Origin of the sequence: Kibdelosporangium banguiense (assembly GCF_017876405.1) — a bacterium.
GTDB classification, from domain to species: domain Bacteria; phylum Actinomycetota; class Actinomycetes; order Mycobacteriales; family Pseudonocardiaceae; genus Kibdelosporangium; species Kibdelosporangium banguiense.
On sequence record NZ_JAGINW010000001.1, the window covers coordinates 556180 to 582132 of the forward strand.

27 protein-coding genes are annotated in these 25953 nt (G+C 68.2%); 8 read left to right on the forward strand and 19 right to left on the reverse strand.

Annotated features, from left to right (window positions below):
• Positions 1-5 precede the first annotated feature (5 nt).
• A complete protein-coding gene (locus JOF56_RS02620) occupies positions 6-1265 on the forward strand; it encodes a glycosyltransferase family 4 protein (RefSeq protein ID WP_209634016.1) in 1260 nt (419 codons plus the stop codon).
• On the opposite strand, the gene JOF56_RS02625 is transcribed toward JOF56_RS02620, so the two are convergent.
• The 5 genes from JOF56_RS02625 to JOF56_RS02645 are packed head-to-tail and all read right to left on the reverse strand — an operon-like array spanning position 1222 to position 6805.
• Positions 1222-3792 carry a tetratricopeptide repeat protein gene (locus JOF56_RS02625; RefSeq protein WP_209634018.1) on the reverse strand — a complete coding sequence of 857 codons (2571 nt, stop codon included), beginning with the start codon at positions 3790-3792 and terminating at the stop codon, positions 1222-1224. The two genes, JOF56_RS02620 and JOF56_RS02625, sit on opposite strands and share 44 nt — an antisense overlap.
• Before the next feature lie 48 nt (positions 3793-3840).
• Positions 3841-4608: an MBL fold metallo-hydrolase gene (locus tag JOF56_RS02630; protein ID WP_209634020.1), complete on the reverse strand. Its 768-nt coding sequence runs from the start codon at positions 4606-4608 to the stop codon at positions 3841-3843.
• A gap of 36 nt (positions 4609-4644) precedes the next feature.
• Entirely contained in the window at positions 4645-5448 is an 804-nt protein-coding gene (murI, locus tag JOF56_RS02635) for a glutamate racemase (protein WP_245378123.1), read from the reverse strand.
• A complete protein-coding gene (locus tag JOF56_RS02640; protein ID WP_372447820.1) occupies positions 5445-6092 on the reverse strand; it encodes a rhomboid family intramembrane serine protease in 648 nt (215 codons plus the stop codon). The genes murI and JOF56_RS02640 overlap by 4 nt, the downstream gene beginning before the upstream one ends.
• Before the next feature lie 53 nt (positions 6093-6145).
• On the reverse strand, positions 6146-6805 hold the full coding sequence (locus JOF56_RS02645) for a rhomboid family intramembrane serine protease (protein ID WP_372447821.1): 660 nt from the start codon (positions 6803-6805) through the stop codon (positions 6146-6148).
• A gap of 19 nt (positions 6806-6824) precedes the next feature.
• On the opposite strand from JOF56_RS02645, the gene JOF56_RS02650 reads away from it, so the two are divergent.
• Positions 6825-7676, forward strand: coding sequence for an SMP-30/gluconolactonase/LRE family protein (locus tag JOF56_RS02650; RefSeq protein WP_209634025.1), 852 nt, complete (start codon positions 6825-6827; stop codon positions 7674-7676).
• Between the two features lie 23 nt (positions 7677-7699).
• On the opposite strand, the gene JOF56_RS02655 is transcribed toward JOF56_RS02650, so the two are convergent.
• From JOF56_RS02655 to clpS, 8 genes are read right to left on the reverse strand one after another with little or no spacing between them, the layout of a single operon-like run.
• Positions 7700-8650, reverse strand: a complete 951-nt coding sequence (locus tag JOF56_RS02655) for a PLP-dependent cysteine synthase family protein (protein WP_209634027.1) — start codon at positions 8648-8650, stop codon at positions 7700-7702.
• 3 nt (positions 8651-8653) lie between these two features.
• On the reverse strand, positions 8654-8926 hold the full coding sequence (locus JOF56_RS02660) for a MoaD/ThiS family protein (protein ID WP_209634029.1): 273 nt from the start codon (positions 8924-8926) through the stop codon (positions 8654-8656).
• Between the two features lie 51 nt (positions 8927-8977).
• Entirely contained in the window at positions 8978-9430 is a 453-nt protein-coding gene (locus JOF56_RS02665) for a M67 family metallopeptidase (protein WP_307854888.1), read from the reverse strand.
• 58 nt (positions 9431-9488) lie between these two features.
• Positions 9489-10019 (reverse strand): DUF2017 family protein, encoded by a 531-nt coding sequence (locus JOF56_RS02670; protein WP_209634031.1) that lies wholly within the window; start codon positions 10017-10019, stop codon positions 9489-9491.
• A complete protein-coding gene (locus tag JOF56_RS02675; RefSeq protein WP_209634033.1) occupies positions 10016-10255 on the reverse strand; it encodes an ATP-dependent Clp protease adaptor ClpS in 240 nt (79 codons plus the stop codon). The genes JOF56_RS02670 and JOF56_RS02675 overlap by 4 nt, the downstream gene beginning before the upstream one ends.
• Positions 10252-11274 (reverse strand): P1 family peptidase, encoded by a 1023-nt coding sequence (locus JOF56_RS02680; RefSeq protein ID WP_209634035.1) that lies wholly within the window; start codon positions 11272-11274, stop codon positions 10252-10254. Before JOF56_RS02680 ends, JOF56_RS02675 begins: the two co-directional genes overlap by 4 nt.
• The gene (locus JOF56_RS02685) at positions 11271-11828 is read right to left on the reverse strand and encodes a DUF2017 domain-containing protein (RefSeq protein ID WP_209634037.1); all 558 of its coding nucleotides are present in this window, start codon (positions 11826-11828) and stop codon (positions 11271-11273) included. Before JOF56_RS02685 ends, JOF56_RS02680 begins: the two co-directional genes overlap by 4 nt.
• Complete coding sequence (gene clpS / locus JOF56_RS02690) at positions 11825-12112, reverse strand: ATP-dependent Clp protease adapter ClpS (RefSeq protein WP_209634039.1); 288 nt, start codon at positions 12110-12112, stop codon at positions 11825-11827. Before clpS ends, JOF56_RS02685 begins: the two co-directional genes overlap by 4 nt.
• 104 nt (positions 12113-12216) lie before the next feature.
• Here clpS and JOF56_RS02695 point away from each other — a divergent pair, with 104 nt between their 5' ends.
• Complete coding sequence (locus JOF56_RS02695; RefSeq protein ID WP_209634041.1) at positions 12217-13512, forward strand: nicotinate phosphoribosyltransferase; 1296 nt, start codon at positions 12217-12219, stop codon at positions 13510-13512.
• Between the two features lie 10 nt (positions 13513-13522).
• A complete protein-coding gene (locus JOF56_RS02700; protein WP_209634043.1) occupies positions 13523-14092 on the forward strand; it encodes an isochorismatase family protein in 570 nt (189 codons plus the stop codon).
• 30 nt (positions 14093-14122) lie between these two features.
• On the opposite strand, the gene JOF56_RS02705 is transcribed toward JOF56_RS02700, so the two are convergent.
• The gene (locus tag JOF56_RS02705; RefSeq protein ID WP_209634045.1) at positions 14123-14770 is read right to left on the reverse strand and encodes a choice-of-anchor P family protein; all 648 of its coding nucleotides are present in this window, start codon (positions 14768-14770) and stop codon (positions 14123-14125) included.
• A 170-nt stretch (positions 14771-14940) separates the two neighbouring features.
• Between JOF56_RS02705 and JOF56_RS02710 the strand changes: the two genes are divergently transcribed.
• Positions 14941-15522: a biotin transporter BioY gene (locus JOF56_RS02710; protein WP_307854889.1), complete on the forward strand. Its 582-nt coding sequence runs from the start codon at positions 14941-14943 to the stop codon at positions 15520-15522.
• On the opposite strand, the gene JOF56_RS02715 is transcribed toward JOF56_RS02710, so the two are convergent.
• Entirely contained in the window at positions 15442-16428 is a 987-nt protein-coding gene (locus tag JOF56_RS02715) for a DMT family transporter (RefSeq protein WP_307854890.1), read from the reverse strand. The two genes, JOF56_RS02710 and JOF56_RS02715, sit on opposite strands and share 81 nt — an antisense overlap.
• 116 nt (positions 16429-16544) lie before the next feature.
• Between JOF56_RS02715 and JOF56_RS02720 the strand changes: the two genes are divergently transcribed.
• From JOF56_RS02720 to JOF56_RS57590, 3 genes are all read left to right on the forward strand, one after another.
• A complete protein-coding gene (locus JOF56_RS02720) occupies positions 16545-17405 on the forward strand; it encodes a LysR family transcriptional regulator (protein ID WP_209634049.1) in 861 nt (286 codons plus the stop codon).
• A 34-nt stretch (positions 17406-17439) separates the two neighbouring features.
• On the forward strand, positions 17440-19482 hold the full coding sequence (locus tag JOF56_RS02725; RefSeq protein ID WP_307854891.1) for an ATP-dependent DNA helicase: 2043 nt from the start codon (positions 17440-17442) through the stop codon (positions 19480-19482).
• A gap of 76 nt (positions 19483-19558) precedes the next feature.
• Complete coding sequence (locus JOF56_RS57590; protein WP_209634051.1) at positions 19559-20731, forward strand: S1 family peptidase; 1173 nt, start codon at positions 19559-19561, stop codon at positions 20729-20731.
• A gap of 27 nt (positions 20732-20758) precedes the next feature.
• Here the strand turns inward: JOF56_RS57590 and JOF56_RS02735 are convergent, their stop codons facing one another.
• The 4 genes from JOF56_RS02735 to JOF56_RS02750 all read right to left on the reverse strand — a co-directional run bounded on the left by JOF56_RS02735 (position 20759) and on the right by JOF56_RS02750 (position 25941).
• The gene (locus JOF56_RS02735; RefSeq protein WP_209634053.1) at positions 20759-21523 is read right to left on the reverse strand and encodes a peptidyl-tRNA hydrolase; all 765 of its coding nucleotides are present in this window, start codon (positions 21521-21523) and stop codon (positions 20759-20761) included.
• Complete coding sequence (gene serB, locus JOF56_RS02740) at positions 21520-22746, reverse strand: phosphoserine phosphatase SerB (protein WP_209634055.1); 1227 nt, start codon at positions 22744-22746, stop codon at positions 21520-21522. The genes JOF56_RS02735 and serB overlap by 4 nt, the downstream gene beginning before the upstream one ends.
• Positions 22747-22780: 34 nt before the next feature.
• On the reverse strand, positions 22781-24541 hold the full coding sequence (gene ctaD / locus JOF56_RS02745) for an aa3-type cytochrome oxidase subunit I (protein ID WP_209634057.1): 1761 nt from the start codon (positions 24539-24541) through the stop codon (positions 22781-22783).
• A 128-nt stretch (positions 24542-24669) separates the two neighbouring features.
• On the reverse strand, positions 24670-25941 hold the full coding sequence (locus tag JOF56_RS02750; protein ID WP_209634059.1) for an aldehyde dehydrogenase family protein: 1272 nt from the start codon (positions 25939-25941) through the stop codon (positions 24670-24672).
• Between the last annotated feature and the right edge of the window lie 12 nt (positions 25942-25953).

The window sequence follows — 25953 nt, forward strand, 5'->3', positions numbered from 1 at the left end:
ACGGTGTGCCTTCCAGATCGGGGCAGACCATGTCCGGCGAGACGAGCCTCAGGCAACCTCCAGAACCCGGCGTGGCCCAGCGGCCACTGACCTACCTGCTCGTCTGCGACGAATGGTCCCCGACCAAGGGCGGGATCTCGCAGTTCAACCGGCGGCTGGCCACGGCCCTGGCCGCCGCCGGGCACCGGACATGCTGCCTGGTGGAATCAGCGACGGACCGGGAGCGGCTGGATGCCCAGGAACGCGGCGTCAAGCTCATCACCGCGGCACACCCGCCCTCCGGGCCGAATCTCTTCGTCTTCGCCAGGGAGGTCGCCGCCGAGGACCCCAGCGTGGTGGTCGGGCACGACATCATCAGCGGATCGGCTGCGTGGACATGGGCACGGCAGTACCTCCCCAACGCCTCGCTGGTCCACATCGTGCACACCCCTTCGCGCATCGAGCCGTACAAGCGCGACGACGACGCGACCAGGCGCACGGAGGAACGCGAGCGCGTGACACGGCGGATCGCTTCGGACGCCGATGTCGTCGCCGCCGTCGGTCCAAGCCTGGCTCGTAGCACCGCCGCAATGGTGGGTGGCGGCATATCCGTCCTGCAGCTTGACCCTGGCATGGATGTTCCCGAGCAGATCGGTGATGGCCCCCGGGACGCACCGGCCAACCCGACGGTCCTCGTTTTCAGCCGCGGCGCCCACATCCAGCCGAAAGGCCTCGACATCGCCGCACACGCGGTCGCGGGCCTCGTCGTGCCCTACGGCAAGCCCCAACCGGACCTGCTCATCCGCGGCGCCCCAGTAGAGCGCTGCGACTGGCTGCGGCGTTACCTGGTCGACGAATCGCGCCTGTCACGCGGTCAGATCGACGTGCGCCCGTACACCGATGACCCCGACCAGCTCGACCGTGACCTGACTCGATCAATGCTCTGCGTCATGCCATCGCGTGCCGAGGGTTTCGGTCTGGCGGCGGTTGAGGCGATCGCGTTGGGCACGCCGGTGCGCGTGAGCGACAAGAGCGGGCTCGCCGAGACCCTCCGCTACCACCTGGGCTGGCTTGCCGAGCCCATGATCGTGGAGGTCGTGGACAACCTGGAGCAGGACGTGGCGCGCTGGCGGGCGGCGATTCAGCAGGTGCTGGACGATCCGATCGGCGCCTTCAAGTACGCCGCGGACATCCGCTCGAAACTCAAGGACGTGCTCCGATGGGACACGATGGCGGCCCGGCTCACCGCGGCGCTGGCGATCCCGGCTCAGCGGTGTCACCGGTGAGCTTGGTCCGTACACGACCCGCGTCGGCGTGCCGGAGGTCCTCCAGAATGACCAGTGACTCTGTCAGAACTTCGGCCGCGAGCTCGCGGTCGCCCACGTCCCGGTGGACGTCGGCGATGCGCTCGAGCGCGATCGCGGCCCAGTAGCGGTCCCCGAGCTGCCGGTCGAGATCGAGCGACTGCCGATAGAACCGCAGGGCCTCGGCGTGACGCTGCCGGTGCCGCTCGATGTCGCCGATGTTGAGCAGGACGTCGGCCTCGCCTTCCTGATGCCCTACCGACGAGTACAGCTGCAGGGCCTGTTCGCACATCGGCAGGGCCTCGGCGTGGCGCCGCAGAAGAGCCAGCTGCCTTCCCATCGCGGTGAGGACATCGGCGACCCGGGTGGGCTCGCCTCCCTGCACGAGGTCCCAGGCCAGCCGGGCGTACTCGAGGGCCTTCGCCGGGTGGCCCTGGGCTTCCAGGACCCGCACGTAGGCCAGATGGTTCTGGACCACCCGGTCATCGTCCGCTGCCTTCAGCATCGCGCCGGCCTCGTCGAGGTAATCGAGTGCCTGCTGCAACTGTCCCAACCGAGCAGACGCGGTGGCGAGGTGGCGCAACGAAGTGACCAGGCCGATCTCGTCCCCCTCTCGACGCGTGGCTGCGACGGCGATCCGGTAGACGCTGGCACGTTCGTGGTACCGCCCAGTGCGGCGCAGGAACGTCGTGCACGCCCACGCGAGCTTCCAGGCGTACGTGGCGTGGCCGTTGTCGCCGGCGAAGGTGATCGCTGCCAGCAGTACGGCGTGTTCCTCATTGAACCAGTCCATCGCCTGCGCGTAGGACGCGATGTCCGGCGGCTCGAAACCCGGCGGTGCCACGATCAGCCCACGACGGTTGGGCTGGATGAACTTGTCCGCGTGCGACGCCGCGCACAGGTAGTACTCCAGGAATTTCGCTGCCGCGTTGTCACGCTCGGGGTCGGTCGCGGCGATCTCCGCCGCGTAGGTGCGGAGCAGGTCATGCAGCCGATACCGGCCGGGCAGGTACTCGGTCAGGAGGTTCGCGCTGACGAGCTCCTTGAGTGGTCCCGCTGGACGGCCGGTCAGCGAGCCGCACGCGTGGCGGCTGATGTCCGGACCCGGGTGCAGACCGAGCAACCGGAACAGATGCGCGGCCGCAGGCGTAAGCACGTTGTACGACCACGAGAACACCGATCGGAGGCTGAGGTCGGTGTCGCCGAGATCCAGCGTGTCGAGCCGGTTGCGTTCGTCGCGCAGTTCAGCCACCAGGCTGCTGATCGGCTGGTCGGACTGCGCCGCGATGCTCAACGCGAGCGGCAGACGCGCGCAGAGGTCCAATAGTTGAGCCGTCGCTTCCGGTTCGGCGTCGAGCCGGTCCCGGCCGACCCGCTCGGCGAGCAGGTCCATCGCGTCGGCCGCCGGCAGGACGTCGAGAGCGATCCGGCGGGCGCCCTCCCGGACGATCAGGCCGTCGAGCCGGTTGCGGCTCGTGATGATGACCAGGCAGGTCGGGCTGCCCGGCAGCAACGGCCGGATCTGCTCGGCGGTGCGGGCATTGTCCAGCACGATCAGGACCCGCCGGTCGGCCAACAGGGTCCGGTAGAGCGCCGCCTTGGCCTCGACTCCCGCCGGGCTCTCGTTCAGAGCCACCCCGAGGGCCTGCAGGAACCCGTGCAGGGCCTGGTCGGGATCCATCGGCTCGCCGGGGTCGAACCCGCGCAGGTTGACGTGCAGCTGGCCGTCTGGGAATCGGTCTTTGACCTGGTGGGCCCATTGCATGGCCAGCGTCGTCTTGCCGATCCCGGCGGTGCCGTCGATCGCCGTGATGACCACCGTGCCGGTGTCGGCCAGGGACGCCGTCAGCCCGGCGATCTCGGCTTCGCGCCCGACGAACTGTGGCGAGCGCATCGGCAACTGGCGCGGCACCGACCGGTCCGGCGGCGGCGCCACCGTTTGCGCAGGCTGGGCGCCGGTGGCCGGAAAAGAGAGCCACGCCGTCGTGTCGACTTCCTTGGCGCTGATCTGGATCCGGTGGTAGTCGGCGGCGACACTGCTGTGCCAGACGACCTCGTCGAAAAACCACTGGGATGTGATCACCGCGAGTGGCTCGTCGGTCGACGACATGACCTCCCGGAAGGTCTGCGAGTCGCCGAGCCGGAACGCCAGGTTGACCGCGCGGCCGACCACCCCGTGTGAGTCGTAGTGGATCTCGCCCGCGTGCAGCGCCATCCGCAGCCTGATCTGCTCTTCGGCTCGGTGGCCGGCGTTGTGGTCCCGCAACGCGGCCACCAGTGCCGGCGGCAGTTTCTCGACGAAAACGCCCTTGGCGGTGGCCGGCTCGACGATGATCAGGACACCGTCGCCGCGGTCCTCCTTGTAAGAAGAAGCCCATGAAATCCCGGCCGCTGTGAAGGAATTCTTCACAAGCGAATAGAGGCCGTCCCGCACGGCCATCTGGTGGTGGTGTGTCCGGCGAAGGTCCCCGAACCCCGCCACGTCCAGTACGAGGATCGTTCGATGCACAGCCGGCCCCGGTGGCGTCATCAATGAGCCAGCATGCCAGGTGGGACGCTAAACCGTGTAAGCGTCGCCGTTCTCCACCAGTCTGCAATCACCGTCGAAGGCCGCCTGGGCCTCCGCGAGGACCGCCCCCCGGTCGGTCCACGGCAGTACGTGCGTGATGAGCAGCTTGGACACCCCGGCGCGGCTGGCCAGCTCGCCGGCTTGCTGGCCGGACAGGTGCATGTCTGCCGGACGGTCAGGGTGGTGCGTCCACGAGGCCTCCGCGAGTAGCAGGTCCGCGCCGTCGGCCAGCTTGTCCAACGCGTCGCACGGGCCGCTGTCACCGGTGTAGACGAGCGTGCGGCCGCCATGGGTGACACGGAAGCCGTACGCCTCGCATGGATGCGACACGGGGAGGGCGGTCACCTCGAAGGGCCCGATCTGGAACGTCCCGGGCCCCAGCGGCTGGAAGTCGAAGGTGTCTGTGAGGTCCGTATCGGCGAGCTCGTCCGGGTCCGGTGCGTAGGCCCTCGCGAACCGTTCTGGCGCATCCTTGGGGCCGTAGACGGGCAACCGGAGGGCACCACGCTGCGCCGCAGCCGGGTGGTACCTCCGGAAGACCGTCAGCGCGGTGACGTCGGCGCAGTGGTCAGGATGCAGATGCGACAGCAGCAGAGCGCCGAGCAGGAACGGATCGCAGTAACACTGCAGCTCGGCCAGCGTGCCGTTGCCGAGATCCATCGCCATCAGAAAATCGTCGGCCTCGACCAAGTAGCCCGAGGCGGGCGACGTCGGCCCGGGAACGCTGCCCGAACAGCCCAGCACGGTCAACAACACGCCGCAAAGCGTTACATACCACGTGCCAACAAGAGGTCAATTTCGCACCAACGGCCTAACTCCGGCCACTTCCAGCCCAAGGAAACGCCTGGCCAGGCGGTGGAAGGGGGCGACTGGACCGGTGGCTAGAAATTCGTGCCGCGGCTCGTCGCCCGCCTCCCGCAGCAGGTCCCGCTCGGTCAGTACGCGGACCACGTCCTTGGCCGTCTCCTCGGCGCTGGAGACCTGCGTGACGTTCTCGCCCATCACGATCTGCAGGACACCCGTCAGCAACGGATAGTGCGTGCAACCAAGGACCAGCGTGTCGACGTCGGCGCGCTGCAACGGTTCGAGGTAGCTCTGCGCCAGACCGAGGACCTGGCGCCCTGAAGTGACCCCCCGCTCGACGAACTCGGCGAACCGAGGGCACGGCGCGGCGGTGACGGTCACATCCTTGGCCGCGGCGAACGCGTCCTGGTACGCGCCGGACCTGATCGTGCCGATCGTGCCAATCACTCCGATACGGCCGGTCCTCGTGGTGGCGACCGCGCGGCGCACCGCTGGCAGGACCACCTCGACGACCGGGATGGAATAGCGCTCCCGCGCGTCGCGCAGACACGCTGACGAAGCCGTGTTGCAGGCGATCACCAGCATCTTCACGCCGCTGTCGGCCAGTTCGTCCATGATCGCCAGCGAGTGCGCCCGGACATCAGCTATGGGCAGCGGACCGTACGGCGTACGTTCGGTGTCGCCGACGTAACGGAGTTTCTCGGCGGGAAGCTGGTCCCGGATGGCGCGGGCCACGGTGAGTCCGCCGACCCCGGAGTCGAACACCCCGATCGGCGCGTCGGCGGAGATCAAGCCGGCAACTCCGGGAGCGTCGGGTTCGCGGCCGCCTTGACCCGGGTGGCCCTTGAGGTGAGCCATGCGGTCAGCACGCCGGCCAGCGCCCCGAACAGGTGTCCCTGCCAGGAGATCCCCGGGTCACCAGGCAGCACGCCCAGCAGGGTGCTGCCCCAGTACAGGAACAACACGAAAGCCACCGCGAGCTGTTTGAGGCTCTTGTTGAAGATCCCGCGGACCAGCAGGAACGCCAACCACCCGAATGCGATCCCGGACGCGCCGACGGTGATCACGCCGGACGGCGCGGTCAGCCATACGCCCAGACCGCTGACCAGCCAGATGGTCACGGTCACCGCGATCCACTGGCCCAGTCCGCCGGCCATCGCGAGGAACCCGAACAACAGGACCGGCAGCGTGTTGCTGAACAGGTGGCCCCAGCCACCGTGCAGCAACGGCGCCCAGATCACACCGTCGAGCCCGGACCACGACCTCGCCACGATCCCCCAGCGATCCAGGTGCACCGGCAGCGCCACGTCGATGAGTTCGATCAGGTACATCAACGCGGTGAAGCCCAGCACCACGAACGCCGCCTGTTTGGGGTTCGGCGGCACGACCCGGTTCATCGGACCCGGGTCGGCGGGCTTGGCAGGCAGTGTGCTCACACTTCGAGGCTACGTCGCGGCCGGTTGGCCTGGGATCAGGTGAAACCCCGGATTCACCCGGAAATGGCAGGCGGCCGCGCCGCCTGCCGCAGTGCCCGGCCGACCAGCCAGGCCGCGAGGATGCCGCCGATGGCTCCGGAAAGGTGCCCTTCCCAGGAGATGCCCGGCTGGTTGGGCAGCACACCCCAGAGCACGGAACCGTAGACCGCGAAGACCCCGACGGCGATCAGGATCTGCGGGACACTCCGCACGAACAAGCCGCGGACCAGCAGGAACGTCAGGAATCCGAACACCACGCCGGACGCGCCCAGGTGCACCCCGTCCTGGCCGACCAGGAACGTGCCGACGCCGCTGGCCAGCCAGATGATAGTGGTGACCCCGAGGAACTGGCCCATCCCGCCGGCCGTGGCCAGCAGGCCCAGCACGAGGAACGGCACAGCGTTGGCCAGCAGGTGGTCCCAGCCCGCGTGCAGCAACGGCGCCCACAGGATGCCGTCCCACTCGTCGATGTCGCGGGGCCAGATCCCGTGGTAGTCAAGGGTGTGGCCCAGCACGACGTCCACACCTTCGATCACGAACAGCAAGGCGACAAATCCCACCACCACGAGCAGCGCCTGCAGCGGGTTCGGCGGGAAGATCCGTTTGGCCGCGGGCACGGGCGGCTTAGGCGGTCTGGGTGGCTCGTCCTGGTTGGGTAATCCGGTGGGGTCCACAAGATGACAGTATCGGGCTGTGACTCTCGACATCGCGGTTCAGGCGACGGCCAGTCTCGGTGAGGGGCCGACGTGGGACGCCCGCTCGGGCACGCTGATCTGGGTCGACATCCTGGCTCCGGAGATCCACCGCTGGAACCCGTCGACCGGGGTCAACGAGACCAGCACCGCGCCGCAGCACGTCGGCGCCGCGAAACCGAGGGCAGGCGGCGGGCTCGTGGTGAACCTCCGCGACGGGGTGGCGATCGTCGATTCCGCAGGTGAATACCGGTGGCTCGTCTATTGGGCCAGGGACAACGTGCGTGGCAACGACGCGGGTGTCGACGCGGCGGGGCGGCTCTGGGCGGGGACCATGCGCTACGACACGGCCGACGGCGGAGGCTGGCTGGCGCGGGTCGAACCGGACGGCAAGGCGAGCATGGTGCTCGAAAAAGTGACCATCAGCAACGGCGTTGGCTGGAGCCCGGACAACACCCGGATGTACTTCGCGGACACGCCAACTGGCCTGATCGACGTGTTCGACTACGACCTGGCGACCGGGGCGGTCACCTCACGGCGCCACCTCGTCGACGTCGCCGGCTCGCCGGACGGTCTGTGCGTCGACGCGGACGGCTGCATATGGGTCGCACTGTGGGGCGAAGGTCAGGTCCGCCGCTACACGCCGGACGGCAAGCTGGACCGCACGATCACCGTGCCGGCCAGCCTGACGACCGCGTGCTGCTTCGGCGGCGCCAATCTGGCCGACCTGTACATCACCACGGCCCGCGTCGGGTTGACCGACGAAGAGCTTGAGCAGCAGCCGCTAGCCGGGTCGGTCTTTGTCGTGCCTGATGTAGGCACAGGAATGCCGTCAACCGTTTTCGCAGGTTGACGGCCCTGGCTCAATAATTGCGCCTACGCCCAGAGGTGGCCGTCCAGGCGCGCCGCAGCCTCGTCGAGCGAACCGCTGTAAGCGCCGGTGGACAGATACTTCCAGCCGCCGTCGGCCACGACGAAGACCACGTCGGCCTCAGTGCCCGCGCTCGCCGCCTTCTCCGCGACGGCAAGCGCCGCGTGCAGGATGGCTCCTGTGGAGATCCCCGCGAAGATGCCCTCGGTCTCGAGCAACTGCCGGGTCCGGCGCAACGCGTCGTACGAACCGACGGAATAGCGGCCGGTCAGCACGGACGGGTCGTACAACTCGGGCACGAAGCCCTCGTCGAGGTTGCGCAGGCCGTACACCAGCTCGCCGTACCGCGGCTCAGCCGCGATGATCTGCACGCCCGGTTTCTGCTGGCGCAAATAGCGGCCCACCCCGACCAGGGTCCCGGTCGTGCCCAGGCCGGCAACGAAATGCGTCACCGACGGCAGATCACGCAGGATCTCCGGCCCGGTGCCCTCGTAGTGGGCGCGGACGTTGTCCTCGTTGCCGTACTGGTAGAGCATCACCCAGTCGGTGTTCTGCTTGGCCAGCTCCTTGGCCCGCGCGACCGCCTGGTTGGACCCACCGGCCGCAGGCGAGAACACGATGCGCGCGCCGTACGCCTGCAGCAGCTGACGGCGCTCCTCGGAGGTGTTCTCCGGCATCACACAGACCAAGCCGTAGCCCTTGAGCTTCGCAGCCATGGCCAGCGCGATGCCGGTGTTGCCGGATGTGGGCTCCAGGATGGTGCACCCTGGCGTGAGCCGGCCGTCGCGCTCTGCCGACTCGATCATCGCCAGGGCCGGCCGGTCCTTCACCGAACCGGTCGGGTTGCGGTCCTCCAGCTTGGCCCAGAGCCGTACGCCGTCGCCCGGCGACAACCGGGGCAGACCGACAAGCGGGGTGTTGCCCAGCGCGTCGAGCAGCGAGTCGTACCTGGTCACGAATCAGCCGCCGGCGACGGCGGGCAGGATCGTCACCGTGTCGCCGTCGGACACCTTCGCCTCGAGGCCGCCGGCGAACCGGACGTCCTCGTCGTTGACGTAGACGTTCACGAACCGGTGCAGGGTGCCTTCCTTGACCAGTCGGGTCTTGAGGCCCCCGTGGCGAGCCTCCAGGTCGTCGATGATCTCGGCGACGGTCGCGCCGGTCGCCTCGACGGCCTTCTCGCCACCGGTGTGCGTGCGCAGGATCGTGGGAATGGAAACGGTCACAGCCATGGGTAACCTCCGGCTCTGGGATTCGGACACAATGCGGAACGGGGACTCGGCTCAGGAGTCGGGGACGTCGTCCGCCCCCGTGTGCGAGAACAGGTACGACTCGACGACCTCGACCGGCTCCTCGGTCACCTGGCCGTCGACGATCCGAAAGGACCGCAGTTCGTACTGTTCCGGGTGTCTGGTGGAGACCAGGACGTAGTGCGCCTCGGGCTCGCTGGCCAGGTTGATGTCCGTGCGCGACGGGTAAGCCTCGGTCGCGGTGTGCGAGTGGTAGATCACCGCAGGCACCTCGTCGTTGCGGTCCATCTCCCGCCAGAGCCGGAAGTGCTCACCGGAGTCGAACTCGTAGAAGGTGGGCGACCGGGCGGCGTTGGTCATCGGCACGAACCGTTCCGGACGGTCGGTGCCTTCCGGCCCGGCGATCACTCCACAGGCCTCGTCCGGGTGGTCGCGCCTGGCGTGGGCCACCATCTCGTCCACGAGGTCTCGGCGGATCTGCAACACGGCTCCATCCTAAAGGCTGGATCGGGCGTTCCCACGCCGTGAGATGGGCCACCAGCTGCTAGTCGTACTGGGCCAGCGCCTCCCGCACCGATCCAGGCAGCCCTGGCTCAGCCGGCGGCGCATCACCGGGGGCATTGAGTTTCGCGCTGATCAGCGGCCTCAGCCATTTCTCGGTCAGCACTTGCTGCGCCGCCAAGCTGATCGTGCCGACCCGCTCCGCGATGGGCGAGATCTCGGTGGCTCCCCGACGTGGACTCAGCATCAGGCGCACGTGAATCAGGGCGATGAAGAGGTCGTCGAAGTGCGATTGATCGCACCCAGGTTCACACTGGTGCTCCCAGCGGTCCAGCACACGGGTCACGGCGGCGAGGACCTCCGCCTGCATCGCGCTTTCATGCCGTTCCCGGAAATCCGCAGCGGCCTGTGTGTCCGGCGACACTGGCGCAAACAGCGCAGCACGCGCGCTGGGACCGCCGACGGGACTGCACCGGGCCCACCAGCCCAACGACCTGATCGGCCGAGCTGGGCCACCCCGCAGTGTCTCGGCCAGCAGCTGAACGCTCTCTTGAAGGATCTTCTCGTTGCTCATGCCGGGATCACTCCGCCGTGCAAACCAAAGACCTGCATCCGCGCGGCCATCATCTCGGCCTGTTCCCGGTCCTCAAGAACGGCTATTTCCGCAACGCCCCGTTCATGCACTTCATGAGGAAGATCAAGCGCCTTGCCGATCGACATACCGATCAACCGGTGCAACACGAACGCCACTGTGGCCACAGTATTGATGTCGTCATCCCATAACACCACGCGCCAGCCCCCACTACTCATGGACGCATTATGGCTTCGGGCCAGATGTCGCGGTATGCGAGGAGGTCTCCGTGGGCCTCAGCGTGGAGCAGCCCGTGCACCATGGCGCGCGAGAAGGTCTCGGCGGCTGCTGTGCAGAGCCGGTCCAACGCCAGCGCCCGCAGTGGTACTCCTGGTGGACCATCACCGGTGACCAGGTCTTTCACGCCGGTCGCCAGGGCGAAGACGGTGTCGCCGTCGAACATCGAGTGGGCGGGGCGCACTGCGCGGGCCAGTCCGTCGTGCGCCGCCACGGCCAGCCGGCGGGCCTCAGCCTTGCCCAGCCTGGCATCCACGGCGATCACGCCGATGGTCGTGTTGAGGCGCCGTCTCGGGATGTCGGGTAATTGCCCGGCCCGGTTAGGCCATTTGGCCGCGAACTCGTCCGCGAGTTCGAAATCGGCGGCGAACGGAATGCCGGTACCGGCATTCACGGCTTCGCCGACCGCATTCACAACGACAAGCGCGCCCACTGTGAATCCGTCGACAATCGTGCTCGCTGTGCCGACACCGCCTTTGAGCGAGCCGATTCGAGCGCCAGTTCCGGCGCCTGCGCAGCCCTGATCAACGCGCCCGGAAACCGCTGCTTCACACGCTGCGTAACCAAACGAGGCGTCCGGACGGTTGCCCCACGAGTTGACCGGCAGGTCGAACAGGACAGCCGACGGCACGATCGGCACGACGTGATGCGGCTCCGCGCCGACCTGCAGCCCGCGGTTGTGCTCCGCAAGCCACTGCATGACCCCGTCGGCCGCCGCCAGGCCGTACGCGCTGCCGCCCGATAAGCAGATGGCGTCGACGAACTGCACGAGGTTCTCTGGGAGGACCGTGTCGGTTTCCCTTGTCCCGGGCGCGCCGCCTCGCGAGTCGACAGCGCCGACGGTCTCCGGCGGCGTCAACACGACCGTCGTGCCGGTTGCCCAACCGTCGCCTGTGCGCTGGTGATGGCCGACCGTCACGCCGTGGACGTCGGTGATCGCGTTGAGCGGACCGGGCTTCATGAGCTGATGGCGTGCACGAGCTCTTCCTGCACCACGGTGAGCCAGTGGTAGACCGGCAGGTGGTCGGCGCGCGGATCGTCGTCCGGCAGCTCGTCGGGCATGTCGTCGTCGATGTCCAGCGCGGTCCCCAGAGCAAGCCGGACGTCGTTGAGCGCGGAGAGCCACGCGTCGGCCTGGTCCAAATTGAGGCGCACCTCACCGCCACCCGGCGGGCATGTGTCCAGCAGCACCTCGGCGACGCCGGTCTTGGCGTCCAGCAGCTCCGGCTCGTGCAGCGAGCGCAGCGCCGCCGCCGAATCCATGTCCTCCTTGGACGGCTGGTCGGCGTCCAGCCGGTGGAAGTCCGGCAGCAACCGCGACAGGATCGGGTCGTCCGGCGAGGTCGCCGGCCCGGTCCGGATGCCGGTGAGCTCCGAGAGCTCGTCCTTCGGCGCCTCTTCGGCGCGCGCGTGCAGCATGTCGTTGATCTGGCCGACCAGCCCGCGCAGCACAGCGGCTTCCTGCCGTTCCATCTCGGTGACGAGGACGTCACCTTCTTTGCGCCAGGGGTTCAAGAGGGGCGCTCCATAGTGGCCCAGAGACCCGCGGCGTGCAGCCGGGCGACGTCCGCCTCGACTTTGTCCTTGTCCCCCGAGGACACCACCGCTTTGCCCTTGTGGTGCACGTCAAGCATCAGCTTTGTGGCCTTGTCCCTGGTGTAGCCGAACAGTTTCTGGAACACGTACGTCACGTACGACATGAGGTTGACCGGGTCGTTCCAGACGATCGTCTGCCACGGCTTGTCCTCGGCGCCGGTCTCGGCCCCGTGTGTCTTCCCCAGCTCGACTGGCGTGGTCATGTGTCAATGGTGGCATGCGCCTGGCGAGCCGTTGTGCCGAGTTCAGGCGTTTTGCGCCCCGCCGGGTGATCGTCGCCCGTGGGGGCGCCATAGGCTCTCCTTTCATGAACGGACCCGGCACGAGCACTGCGCTGCTCACCGACCACTACGAGCTGACGATGCTGGCTGGCGCACTCGCGGATGGCACCGCGGAACGGCCATGTGTCTTCGAGGTCTTCGCCCGCAGGCTGCCCGACGGCCGCCGGTACGGGCTCGTCGGCGGCACGCAGCGGGTCCTCGACACCATCGCGCGGTTCCGCTTCGGCGACGACGAGCTGAGCAGGCTCAGCGAGAGCAAGGTGGTCGACAAACAGACCATCGACTGGCTCGCGAACTACACCTTCACCGGCGACGTGGACGGGTACCCGGAAGGCGAGCTGTACTTCCCGGGGTCGCCGCTCATGACCGTGCGGGGCACGTTCGCGCAGGCAGTGGTGCTGGAGACGGTTGTGCTGTCGATCCTCAACCACGACAGCGCGATCCTCTCGGCAGCTGCACGCATGGTCAGCGCCGCCAACGGCAGACCCATCATCGAGATGGGCTCGCGACGGACCCACGAGAGCGCCGCCGTGGACTGTGCGCGCGCCGCGTATATCGCTGGGTTCGCGACGACCTCCAACCTCGAGGCGGGCCGTACGTACGGCATCCCAACCGCAGGCACGTGTGCGCACGCGTTCACCTTGCTGCACGACGACGAGCGCGCCGCGTTCCAGGCGCAGGTCGACGCGCTCGGCGTAGGCACGACGCTGCTCGTCGACACCTACGACATAACCGCTGGCATCAACACCGCGATCGAGATCGCCGGTCCTGATCTGGGTGCGATCCGGATCGACTCCGGTGACGTCGGCGTGCTCGCGCGGCACGCCCGTGAGCAACTGGACTCGCTGGGCGCCAAGGACACGCGGATCGTGGTGTCCGGCGACCTCGACGAGTACGCGATCGCCGCGCTGCGCGCCGAGCCGGTCGACGCCTATGGGGTTGGCACCTCGCTGGTAACCGGGTCTGGCGCGCCGACCGCGGGCATGGTCTACAAGCTGGTCGAGGTGGCCGGGCGGCCCGTGGCCAAGCGCAGCTCGCACAAGGAGTCGCGCGGCGGGCGCAAGGGCGCGATGCGGCGCCACAAGCCGACCGGGACCGCGCTGGAAGAGGTCGTGTACCAGCCGGACAAGCAGTGGCCGCAGATGTCGGACAACGACCGGGATCTACAGGTTCCGTTCCTGCGTGGTGGACAGCCGGTGGCCGACCCGCCCACCCTGGAACAGTGCCGCAAGCGGGTCAAGCGCGGCCTGGTCAGCCTGCCTTGGGAGGGCCTGAAACTGTCCCACGGCGAGCCGGCCATCCCGACCGTGTTCATCGATTAGGGGAGTCACCGTGGCGAACGCGTTGATCGTGGTGGACGTTCAGAACGACTTCTGTGAAGGCGGTTCGCTGGCGGTGACCGGCGGCGCCGCGGTGGCCGCCGCCATCAGCAAGCACATCTCCGAGACGCCGTATGACGTCGTGGTGGCCACCCGGGATTACCACATCGACCCGGGTGCGCACTTCAGCGACGAACCGGACTACGTCGACAGCTGGCCCGTGCACTGCGTCGCCGGGACGGCCGGGGCGTCGTTTCATCCGGAGTTGGACGTGACGGCGATCCAGGCGGTGTTCTCCAAGGGCGCCTACGCGGCGGCTTACTCAGGTTTCGAGGGCGAGGCCGCGGACGGCAGCTCTCTCGTTGACTGGCTGCGCGCACGTGACGTCACGACCGTCGACGTGGTGGGCATCGCAACGGACCACTGCGTGCGCGCGACCGCGGTGGACGCGGCGCAGGCGGGTCTGACAACGCGCGTGCTGCTTGAGCTGACTGCGGGCGTCGCGCAGCCCACTGTGGCCTCCGCGCTCGAGCAGTTGCGCGGCGCTGGCGCTGACCTTGTCGGGGAGCCACGGGTTGGCTGATTGGGTGGCTCCCTCGTGGAGCCACCCAGGTCACACCAGGGGCGTGCAGTAAACGCCGCCCACAACGAGCTCACCGGTGATCGGGCCGCCACCGTTCGGCGCGAAGATCACGTGCATCAGGTTCAGGGTGATGCTGCCGTCCGGTGGGGACGGCACGATGACCTCGTTGAGGATCACCTTGGCCAGCGGCGGATCCGTGGGGTGGTCCCCTGGGACGACCACCGTGTAGTTGGGCGTCAGCTCCTTCGGGGCTTCGATCCCGACCAGGCCCGAGAACTGCATCCGGGCCACGCTGCCGTTGAGCGTGGTGGCGCATGTGGCCAGGTAGTCGTTGATACGGATCCGAGGGCCGCCGTACTCGGGTAGCGCGTTCAGCTCGAAGCGCTGCCCGGTGGCCTCAACGGTGATCCGCCCGTTGGCTGGGTTGGCCGTGCATTTGGTCGTACCGTCGCCGAACTCGGCGACCCCGCGCAGCCGGATGCGTTTGCTGGCGTTGCTGATGGTCCCGCCGGAGGTCAAGCACTGCCCGACCGGCGGCTGGATCACCCGTTTCTTGCCTTCGAGCACCACGTCGACCGAGCCGACAGAGGCGGTGCCGCTGCCCGTGGCCGCGGTAGCCGGCGCCGCGTTCACCACCAGGACGGCAGCCGCCAGCACGACAGCCATCTGCCTCTTCATGACCTCATGATCAGTCCCCCGGGCCGGTCCCACGACCCGGCAGAGGCCCAACCACCCGTTCTGGTGAGCCCCGCTACCTGCAGTGATGTCGCGGGTGTTGGCATCGCCACAGCTGAAGTACCGGATTGGCGAACTAGCCTGCCCGAAGGAGATCAATTCGGGAGGTTGTCGTGTCAGTTGTGCCGGTTTCGGCCCGTCCGTCCGTGCTCGCGGACCTCGTGCCGGGCGCGCTCGTCCGGGATGCCGCACTGGTCGTCGGGGGCGCGGCGCTGACCGGTCTCGCGGCGCAGATCGTGCTGCCGGTGCCAGGCAGCCCGGTGCCGATCACCGGGCAGACGTTCGGCGCGCTGCTGGTCGGCGCCGGGCTCGGCTGGCGCCGGGGTGCGCTGTCGATGCTGCTCTACGTGGTGGCCGGCGTCGCTGGGGTGCCATGGTTCCAGGGCGGGACCTCCGGCTGGCTCGGCGCGACCGGTGGCTACCTGATCGGCTTCGCGGTGGCCGCGGTGCTTGTCGGTGCCCTGGCCGGACGCGGCGGCGACCGGACCGTCCTGCGCACGATCGGCACGATGGTGCTGGGCAGCTTGGTGATCTACGCGATCGGCGTGCCGTGGCTGATGGCCGCGACCGGATTCGACCTGGCGACCGCGTTCGAGCGGGGTGTGGTGCCGTTCCTAGTCGGCGATGGGATCAAGGTCCTGCTGGCGGCCGGGCTCCTGCCGGGCGCGTGGGCGCTGGCCAGGAGCCGGGCCTGACCGGCTCAGCAGGACACCCAGGATGATCAGCCCCGCGCCGGCGACGGTGTTCAAGCCGACAGGTTCGGCCAGGAACACCGCGCCGAGTGCGGTGGAGAACAGCGGCGTGATGTAGGTGACGGTCGACGCCACCGTCGAGCCCGCTGCGCGAATCACGATGAAGTTCAACTGGTAGGCCACGCCGGTACCGAGCGCCCCCAACACGACCAGCGCCGCGGTGGCTCCAAAACCGGGCCACTGGGGCGCGTCTGCGGTCAACGGTGTGACCAGGGCCAGTTGCAGCGTGCCGCAGGTGACCTGGACCGTGGCGAGCGCCGTCGCCGACTCGGGCCGTCCGGTCAGGAAGCGGCGTGAGTACGCGAAGGCGCCGCCGTAGCAGAACGTCGCGCCGAGGCAGGCGAGCGTGCCGATCAGTGGTCCGGTTTCGACGCCATGCCAGATGCCGAGGACCACGAGAACACCGACGAAGCCGGTGGCCATCCCGGCGAGCCGTCGCGCGTTCGGCCGTTCGTCGGGCAGCAGCACCAGCACGAACATGAGGGTCATCAGCGGGACCGTCGCGTTCCAGACGCCGGCCAGCACCGAGCTGATCTTGGTCTCGCCGAAGGCGAACAGCGGGAACGGGATGGCGTTCAGCAGAAGAGCCACCACCGCGCCGTGCCCCCAGACCGCCAGGTCGCGGGGCATCCGCTGACGCGTGAGGAGAACCAGCAGCCAGAGGGCGATGGCCCCGAAAAAGCACCGCCACAGCCCAACCCACATCGGCGCCACGCCGGCGTTCACCGCGATCTTGATGAGCAGGAACGACGAGCCCCACAGCATCGCCAGCAACACGAACGCCGGCACCCACGAACGACCGGCTCCCGTACGGGACCATCCCGGCTGACCAGCGTCTGCTCTGCTCACCTTCAGCACCCTTCCCCTGTCTCGCGGCCAAGTCCGGCGGCGATCGGACATGAGGTTCGCCGGGTGAGGCAGAATGAGTCAAACAAGTCCAGCACCGTGATCCATGAGAGTTGCTCATGACTGTCAACCTGGCTCAACTACGGGCCCTGCTCGCCGTCGTCGATGAGGGTGGGTTCAGCGCGGCCGCCCCGGCCCTCGGCGTGAGCCAGTCAGCCGTGTCCCACTCGATCGCGGCGCTCGAGCGAGCGGTCGGCAGCCCGGTGCTGCACCGCACGAAACAGCCTCAGCTGACCTCGTTCGGCAGCCGGTTGATCGAGCACGCGCGGGTTGCGGTCGGCGCGACAGCAGCCATCGCGGACCTGGCGGCGCAGAATTCGAGCCAGCCGACCGGCACGATCCGGCTCGCTGCCCCGGCGACGGTGTGCCAGGGCCTGTTGCCGGATCTGCTGACGCGGTGGCGGGGCGACTTCCCGGGCGTGACGGTTCGCCTGTTCGAAGGCGAGGACCACGAGATCGTGGAGTGGCTCGCCGAACGGACCGTCGACGCGGCCGTCCTGGTCTCCCCGGAGAGCCACGACGGCGTCCGGATCGGCGCGGACGCGTTCGCCGCGATGCTGCCCCGGGACCATCCGCTGGCCGACGAGCAGGCCGTCGACGTCGCGGACCTGGAGGACGACCCGTTCCTGCTGTCCGACGGCGGCTGCGAACGGCACGTCCGCGAGTTGTTCCGGCAGGCCGGCTGTCGCCTGCGGCCCACGCACCGGGTCCGGGAATGCGGCACGTTGATCGCCATGGTCCAGGCGGGGATCGGTGTGTCGATCGTGCCCGGGCTGATGACCGCGATGATGGACCACCGGCTGGTGCTCGTGCCTTTGAAGCAAAACTTAACAAGGAAGCTGGTCCTGACCGGGCCGCTGACGGGGCCGTGGCACCCCGCCGTTACCGCCTTGATCGAGGCGACGCGCTCGAGGGCCTGAGTGTTTTGACGGTGCCTGCCGGTACCTTCGATCCGTGCCCGACTCCGCCTCCTCGCTTCTCCCCTCCCTGCAGGACCTTCTCGCCACAGCTGTCGACGCCGTGGGCGGGACCGAGCGGCCCGGCCAGGTGACCATGGCCGAGGCGGTCCAGAAATCGATCCGTACCGGGGAGCATCTCGCGGTCCAGGCTGGCACGGGTACCGGCAAGTCGCTGGCCTATCTGGTCCCCGCGTTGCGCCATGCGATCGAGAAGGGCAAGACCGTGGTCGTCTCGACCGCGACCATCGCCCTGCAGCGCCAGCTCGTCGACCGTGACCTCCCCCGGTTGGCCAAGACGTTGAAGAAGTCGCTGGGCCGCGAACCGACGTTCGCGATCCTCAAGGGCCGCCGCAACTATCTCTGCCTGCACCGATTGGACACCGGCGCACCTGAGGAGCCGGACGACAACGCGCTGTTCGACCCGTTCGCGGTCTCCGCGCTGGGCCGGCATGTGAAGCGGCTCTTCGAATGGTCCTCCGAGACCGAGACCGGTGACCGCGACGAACTCGTGCCCGGCGTGACCGACCAGGCGTGGCGGCAGGTCTCGGTGTCCGCCAAGGAATGCCTCGGCAAGGACAAGTGCCCGTCCGGCACGGACTGCTTCGCCGAGCTGGCACGGGCCGAGGCGGGGCGTGCGGACCTGGTCGTCACCAACCACGCATTGCTCGCGATCGACGCGTTGGGCGGCTACCAGGTGCTGCCCGAGCACGACGTCGTGATCATCGACGAGGCGCACGAACTGGTCGACCGGGTCACCTCCGCGGCCACCGCGGAACTGACCGCGGGCATGGTGTCGGCGGCCGTGAAGCGGTGCGGGCGGCAGATCTCCGAGGACATTGTGGACCGGCTCGAAGAAGCGACCGAGGGCATCCGGGAGATCTTCGAGGACATTCCCCAGGGCCGGCTGGACGACCTGCCAAAGCCGCTCGACGCCGTGCTGCAGGTGACGCGCGACGCCGCACGTGCGTGCATCACCGCGCTCGGCCCAGAACGGTCCGGCGATCTCGACAGCACAACCGCGCGACGGCAAGCAATGGCGTTGCTGGAGGAAATCCACGACACCTCCGTCCGGATGCTTGAGGCGTTCGACGGCGACACCTCGCAACGCAGGGACGTCGTATGGCTCAGTTCGGACGTCATCGGCGGAAACGTACGGCCGCCCGCGCTGCGCGTGGCTCCGCTCGGGGTCGCGGGTCTGCTGCGGGAACGGCTCTTTGGTGAGTGCACCACGGTTCTGACGTCCGCGACGCTGACGCTTGGTGGCTCGTTCGACGCACTGGCTCGCCAGTGGGGCCTGCCCGTGGAGGCGCGGCCGTCGCAGAAAGCCGAGGGCACAGCCACAGACATCGCGCCGCCCGCCGACAACGACGTCCCCAGCTGGTCCGGGATCGACGTCGGCTCGCCGTTCACCCATGAGAAGAGCGGCATTCTGTATGTGGCGCGGCATTTGCCACCGCCTGGGCGGGACGGGCTGCAGCCGGCGTTCTTCGATGAGCTCGAAGGCTTGGTGAAGGCGGCCGGTGGTCGCACGCTGGGGCTGTTCTCGTCGATGCGGGCGGCGCGGCAGGCAGCCGACGAGCTGCGGGACCGCATCGACAACCCGATCCTGTGCCAGGGCGAGGACTCGACGTCGCTGCTGGTCAGCAAGTTCGCCGAGGATGAGGCGACGTGTTTGTTCGGGACGTTGTCGCTGTGGCAGGGCGTCGACGTGCCGGGGCCGTCGTTGCAACTGGTGGTCATGGACCGGATCCCGTTCCCGCGGCCGGACGATCCGCTGGCGTCTGCGCGGCAGCGCGCGGTTGAGGCGCGTGGTGGCAACGGGTTCCTGACGGTCGCCGCGACGCACGCCGCGCTGTTGCTCGCCCAGGGCGCCGGACGGTTGCTGCGTTCGAACGACGACAAGGGCGTTGTCGCGATTCTTGACTCGCGGCTCGCGACCGCGAGATACGGCGGATTCCTGCGCGCTTCGTTGCCGCCGTTCTGGACTACGTACGACCCACAGGTTGTACGCGGCGCATTGGCCAGACTCAATAGTTGAACCGTCGCACCAATGCTTCCGTACCACCCTATGGAGGCATCGGAAGGCGGGAGACATTCGTATGGGGTCGCACCGGGTGAACGAGGCACGCCCGATCAACCGCAAGATCCTCTTGGGGCTGGTGATCGGTGTGACTTTGGCGGCGTCGCTCTCAGCGGTCGCCGCGACCAACCGGGACCCTGTGGACCAACAAACAGTCGAGGTCGGCGCCGCCACGCCGCTCGACCCGCCCATGCGCCAGGACGTGAAACTCACGGCGCAGGAGGCAAAGAACCGCGCCCGGGAAGAGGCGGCTCTCAGCAAGACAGTCTCGAAGCTTCGGCGCGACCTTGGCAACGCGTACGCGGGTGCCTGGTACGACGCTTCGAAGCGCAAGCTGATGGTCGGCATCATCGACCGGACCTACGTGGGCGCGGTCCGGCAGGCTGGGGCGGAGCCTCGGCTGCTGAAGAACAACCTGGTGGGCCTGACGGGCGCCAAAGCGCGGATCGACCGGATGGGTGCAAGCGCTCCCTCGGCGATCGTGGCCTGGTACGTGGACCCGCCGACCAACACCGTCGTGATCGAGGCCAAAAAGGACCCGGCCGCGGACTCGTTCATCGAGCGCGCCAAGGGCAACGGCGATCTCGTGCGCGTCTCGTGGACCACCAAGGGAGCCCAGACGTTCGCCGACGTCATCGGCGGGCGCGGCTACACCATCGGCGGCTCGCGGTGCTCCATCGGGTTCTCGGCGAACGGGGCCAGCGGTACCAAGCACATCGTCACGGCCGGCCACTGCACAGCGTCAGGCGGGTTGGTGCTCGCTGATGGCGTCGAGCTCGGCCGGGTCAACGCCGGCATCTTCGACACCGACGGCGACTTCGGCCTGATCGACATCACGGACCCGGTCGCGGTGACGACTGCGTCGGTGGACACCCGCGATGGCGGTCCCATCACGGTCACTGGCACCGAGCAGGCGCCGATCGGCGCTTCGGTGTGCCGGTCAGGGCAGACGTCCGGCTTCGCGTGCGGCGAGGTCACGGCGATCGACGAGACCGTCAACTACGGCGACGGCAAGATCGTCCGTGGCTTGACCCGGACCTCGATCTGCGGCGAGCCCGGCGATTCCGGTGGGCCGTTCCTGAGCGGGACTCAGGCGCAGGGGGTGGCGTCCGGCGGCATCGGTGACTGCACCAACAACGGGACCACCTTCTTCCAGCCGATCAACGAGGCCACGACCAAGCTCGGCGTGAGCATCGTCGTCGGCTGACACCCGGCTCGATCGCCCAGTGGCTCCCTAGAAGCGCCACTGGGCGATGACGGTGACCGTGCCCGGATCGACCTCGGTGAATCCGGCGTCGCGGACGGCGATGACCCGGCGGTCCTGCCAGGCGCCTCCTGGGTCCTGGCCGGGGTGCAGCTCGGCCCACTGGGCCTGGCTCGGCATCCGGACCACACACCGGTAGCCGGTCTCGGCCCATGCTTTGAGGTCGTCGGCATCGAGCAACGCGGCGAGCAGCATGCTGGCGTGGCCCACCTGTGCGGCCGCCTTGCCCGCGGTCAGCGGGACGTCCGGGTTCAGCCAGAGCACCGGCACATCGTCAGGAATCGAGCCTGGCTCGTCCTCAGGCAGGTCGCTGCCGGAGATCTGCAGGCGGCTGATCTCCTTGGGCGTTTCGACGACCAGGCCCGGCACAAGCGCCCGCACTTCGGCACCATCGACCTCAACGGTGACGCCGGGCACCCCCTGAGCGGTCTGCCAGTGAGCACCGCGCGCTCGACGGGAGACCTTACGGATGTGCCCGGCAACCCACGCGGACACGGCGTCGTGCCACTCGCCTTCGGGCTCCGCACGCGGGTCGAGGCACACGGCGAGAGCCGCCGAGGCAGCTGCTTCGAGCAACGCGGTACGGCCTGGCACGGGGTCACGTTCGATGCGCAGGATCATGGGCATCGCGCGGACCAGCTCAGGTTCGGTTTCGACGCGGTTGGTCTGGTCCGCTGGGAGAGCCAGCCACGAGGCGTAGCGAGCGGCCAGCGGAGCGAGAATCGAAGTGTTCACAGTCGGGCGCGGTCGATCCCGTCAGCGGCGTCGGCGGCCTCGACTTCGGCCCGCGTCACGCCGAGAACGAAAAGCACCACATCGAGGTAGGGGTGCGACAACGCCGTGTCGGCCACCTCGCGGAGCGCGGGCTTGGCGTTGAACGCGACACCCAGTCCGGCTGCCGACAGCATGTCGATGTCGTTCGCGCCATCGCCTACGGCCACGCACTGTGCGAGCGATACCTCGTACATGTCGGCGAATCGCCGTAGGGCGACCGCCTTGCCGGGCCGGTCGACGATGTCACCGACCACCCGGCCGGTCAGTGCGCCGTCGACGACCTCGAGCTCGTTGGCGGCGCAGAAATCGAACCCAAGCTCGTCGACCAGGTTCTGGATCACCTGGGTGAACCCGCCGGACACCACACCGCACCGGAATCCGAGCCGCTTGAGGGTCCGGATCGTCGTGCGGGCGCCCGCCGTGAGTTCGAGCTCGTCGCCGACCTCGGCCAGCACCGACGCGGGCAGTCCCTTGAGCAGAGCCACCCGGCGGTGCAGCGACTCGGTGAAGTCGATCTCGCCGGCCATCGCGGCGTCGGTGATCTCCTTGACCTGAGGCTCGAACCCGGCCCGCGCGGCCAGCATCTCGATCACCTCACCCTGGATCAGGGTGGAGTCCACGTCGAAGACGATCAGTCGTTTGGCGCGCCTGGTCAGGCCTTCGCGTTCGACCGCGACGTCCAGGCCCACCCGTGAAGCCACCTCGACGAGCGCGTTGCGCAGCCCGGCGTCGGCTTCCGGCGTGTCCTCGGCGACCGAGACGTGCAGCTCCAGGCCTGTCACCGGGTAGTCGGCCACGCGCCGGATCGCGTCGATGTTGACGCCCAGCGCGGCCATCCGACGGGCCACCTCGGTGAACGACCTGGCGCTGACCGGGCGGCCCAGCACGACGACCGCGTGCGTGGAGCCGACCCGGGCCGGAGTGAGGGGGTCGGCGCCCACCTCGACTTCGACCCGCATGGTCACGCTGGCCATCGCCTGTTCGACGGCTTCCTGCAGGCCTTCGGCGTCCCGGTCGGTGCCGACCAGGACACCGAGCACGAGCTGGCCCCGGATGACGACCTGTTCGACATCCAGCACCTCGACTCCGTGCCGGGTGAGCACGGCGAACAGGACCGACGACACGCCTGGCTTGTCAGGTCCGGTAACCGTGATGAGTACGGGCGTGCTTGTCGGACCGGGCAAGGGTTCCCCTCCTCGGCTGATGCGAGCGCGCGGCCTACCGCTGCTTAGGGTCGCCCCCGGTGATCTCGTCCGGCTGCGTCTTCTCGGCGATCACACCTGAAGGCGGCACCTTGTGGCCAACCCCTGTGTACGCCTCGGACCGGAACCGATCCACCATGTGTGGGTAATGCAACTCGAACGCGGGCCGCTCGGAGCGGATACGCGGCAGTTCCTTGAAGTTGTGCCGCGGCGGCGGGGACGAGGTCGCCCACTCAAGCGAGTTGCCGTAGCCCCATGGGTCGTCCGCGTCCGCGATCTGCCCGTACCGGTAGCTCTTGAACACGTTCCAGATGAACGGCAACGTGGACGCACCAAGAATGTACGCACCGATCGTGGAGATCGTGTTCAGCGTCGTGAACCCGTCGCTGGCCAGGTAGTCGACGTACCGGCGGGGCATGCCCTCGTTGCCGACCCAGTGCTGGACCAGGAACGTGCCGTGGAAGCCGATGAACGTGGTCCAGAAGTGCAGCTTGCCCAGCGGCTCGTCCATGAACCGGCCGGTGATCTTCGGGAACCAGAAGTAGATCCCGGCGAAGGTCGCGAACACGATCGTGCCGTAGAGCACGTAGTGGAAGTGCGCCACCACGAAGTACGTGTCCGACACGTGGAAGTCGATCGCAGGCGCGGCCAGCAGGATGCCGGTCAGGCCGCCGAAGAGGAACGTGACGAGGAAGCCGATCGAGAACATCATCGGCGTCTCGAACGTCAGCTGGCCCTTCCACATGGTCAGGATCCAGTTGAAGAACTTCACGCCGGTGGGCACCGCGATCAGGAACGTCATGAACGAGAAGAACGGCAACAGCACGGCGCCGGTCGCGTACATGTGGTGCGCCCAGACGGCCACCGACAGCGCGGCGATCGACAGCGTCGCGTAGACCAGCGGCTTGTAGCCGAACAGCGGCTTGCGGCTGAACACCGGGATGATCTCGGAGATGATCCCGAAGAACGGCAGCGCGACGATATAGACCTCGGGATGGCCGAAGAACCAGAACAGGTGCTGCCAGAGGATCACGCCACCGGTGGCCGGATCGAAGACGTGTGCCCCGATATGGCGATCGGCGAGTAGTCCGAGCAGGGCCGCGGTCAGGATCGGGAACGCGATCAGTACGAGGATCGCGGTGATCAGGATGTTCCAGGTGAAGATCGGCATCCGGAACATCGTCATACCCGGTCCGCGCAGGCAGATCACGGTGGTGATCATGTTGACCGCGCCGAGGATCGTGCCGAGACCGGAGACCACCAGGCCGGAGATCCACAGGTCCGCGCCGACGCCCGGTGAGTGGATCTTGTCCGACAGCGGGGTGTAGGCGAACCAGCCGAAGTCGGCGGCGCCACCCGGGGTCAGGAAGCCGGTCAGCACGATGATGCCGCCGAACAGGTACAGCCAGTACGAGAACGCGTTCAGCCTCGGGAACGCCACGTCCGGCGAGCCGATCTGCAGCGGCAGCACGAAGTTCGCAAACCCGAACAGGATCGGCGTCGCGTACAGCAGCAGCATGATCGTGCCGTGCATGGTGAACAGCTGGTTGTACTGCTCCTGGGACAGGAACTGCTGTCCCGGCACGGCGAGCTCGGTACGGATCAGCATCGCCATCGCGCCGCCCACCATGAAGAAGGCGAACGCGGTGACCAGGTACATGATCCCGATCTGCTTGTGGTCCGTCGTGCGGAACAACCGCAGGAGGTACGAACCCTTGACCGTCTTACCCGCCGGGAACGGTCGGGTCGCGATCGGCTTGGGGGCTACCGCCGTCACTCCGTGCCTCCAGTGGTGGTACTCGTTCGGGGCCGCGCCAAGACAGCTGTCCGGGCGACGTCTGGATACTATCCCCCGCTACATATGTGAGCACGCGAGGGCGTCCAACAACATCCGCGCAGGTCAGATCATCTGTGAGCGGGGATGACCGCGTACTGGCGCAGGGACAGGTCGGTGTAGGTCACAGGACCCCGCGGGCCGGGCACTTTGTCGATGTTTATGCCGGTCTCGGGCACGGCGAGCAGTTTGAACCCGTCAAGCAGACGCGTCGTGGCGTTCCAGAAAACACCTGTTCCGGTGTAGGTGGACATGAAGGTGTCGGCCACGGCCGCGTCTTCGGTCACAATGCCGGCGGCCAGCCCCGACGTCTTCGCGTTCGCGAGCTGCGCCGCTTGGACGGCGTCGTCGACCGGCGACACGGTCACGGTCGCCTCCTGGTCCGAATCGAGAGCCCATTCGTAACCGATCGCGTGCTCGTGCGGGGGCAGCGACGGCTTCACACCGGCCTTGTCCAGCGTCTCCAGGACAGCGGGGAGCACGTCGGCGTAGATCGCGGAGTCGATAAGCAGCAGGTTGAGGCGGTTGCACACGCCGAGCCGGTCCAGGCTGCGCGCGATCAGGTCGTGCGCCTTGGGGAGGTCCGCCGTCGCATCCACATAGAGGACGCCGCCGCCGTCGGCGTGCGCCAGCGTGCGGACGCCGTGCTTGGCTGCCTCGAAACCCAGTTCCCGGGTGCTGTCGCCGCTTCCGCGCAGGATCACCAGCGGGACCAGGTCCGGAAAACGGACCAGGGCGGCCGCGGCGGCCCGGTCCGCGCTGGGCACGAGCTGAATCACCGCGGGGTCGATCCTGGCATCGGCCAGCGCGGGCACGATGACGTCACGCACCAGGGCCGTCGCCGAACCGAGCGCGGCCGAGCCGGTCCGCAGCACGCCCGCGTTGCGCGACTTGATCAGCTGGGACGCGACGTCGACCGTGACGTTGGGCCTGGCCTCGTAGTTGGCGCCGATCACGCCGACCGGGCGGCGGCGCTCGACCAGGCGCAGGCCGTCGGGCAGGTCACGGATCGGGGTCTCCCGTACCGGGTGCGGCACGCCCGCGAGCAGCAGCAAGGCATCGGCCATCGCGGTGAGCCGATCCTCGGTGATGGTCAGCCGATCGAGCAGGCCGGAACTCATTCCGTCGGCCTGCGCGGCCCGCACATCCTCGGCATTCGCCTCAAGCACCGCTGCGGCACTCGCGCGCAGCCGTTCAGCCATCCCGGTGAGCGCGGCGTCGATGGCTTGCTCGGACGCCGTGGCTAGAGATGGCGCTGCCTGCTTGGCCGCGCGTGCGCAGGCCTCGACAACCTGGTCAACCACCGTAATCTCCTCTGCAGTGAGGTGACTAGTCTGCCGCACTGGGTGACGTGC

Excerpts from the sequence above, each read along its gene's own strand:
- clpS (WP_209634039.1), bottom strand. The coding sequence starts at position 12,112 with ATGACCACGCCAGTCGAGCTGGGGAAGACACACGGGGCCGAGACCGGC.
- JOF56_RS02670 (WP_209634031.1), bottom strand. The coding sequence starts at position 10,019 with ATGAGCAACGAGAAGATCCTTCAAGAGAGCGTTCAGCTGCTGGCCGAG.
- JOF56_RS02695 (WP_209634041.1), top strand. The coding sequence starts at position 12,217 with ATGAACGGACCCGGCACGAGCACTGCGCTGCTCACCGACCACTACGAG.
- JOF56_RS02705 (WP_209634045.1), bottom strand. The coding sequence starts at position 14,770 with ATGAAGAGGCAGATGGCTGTCGTGCTGGCGGCTGCCGTCCTGGTGGTG.
- JOF56_RS02660 (WP_209634029.1), bottom strand. The coding sequence starts at position 8,926 with ATGGCTGTGACCGTTTCCATTCCCACGATCCTGCGCACGCACACCGGT.
- JOF56_RS02720 (WP_209634049.1), top strand. The coding sequence starts at position 16,545 with ATGACTGTCAACCTGGCTCAACTACGGGCCCTGCTCGCCGTCGTCGAT.
- JOF56_RS02675 (WP_209634033.1), bottom strand. The coding sequence starts at position 10,255 with ATGAGTAGTGGGGGCTGGCGCGTGGTGTTATGGGATGACGACATCAAT.
- JOF56_RS02680 (WP_209634035.1), bottom strand. The coding sequence starts at position 11,274 with ATGAAGCCCGGTCCGCTCAACGCGATCACCGACGTCCACGGCGTGACG.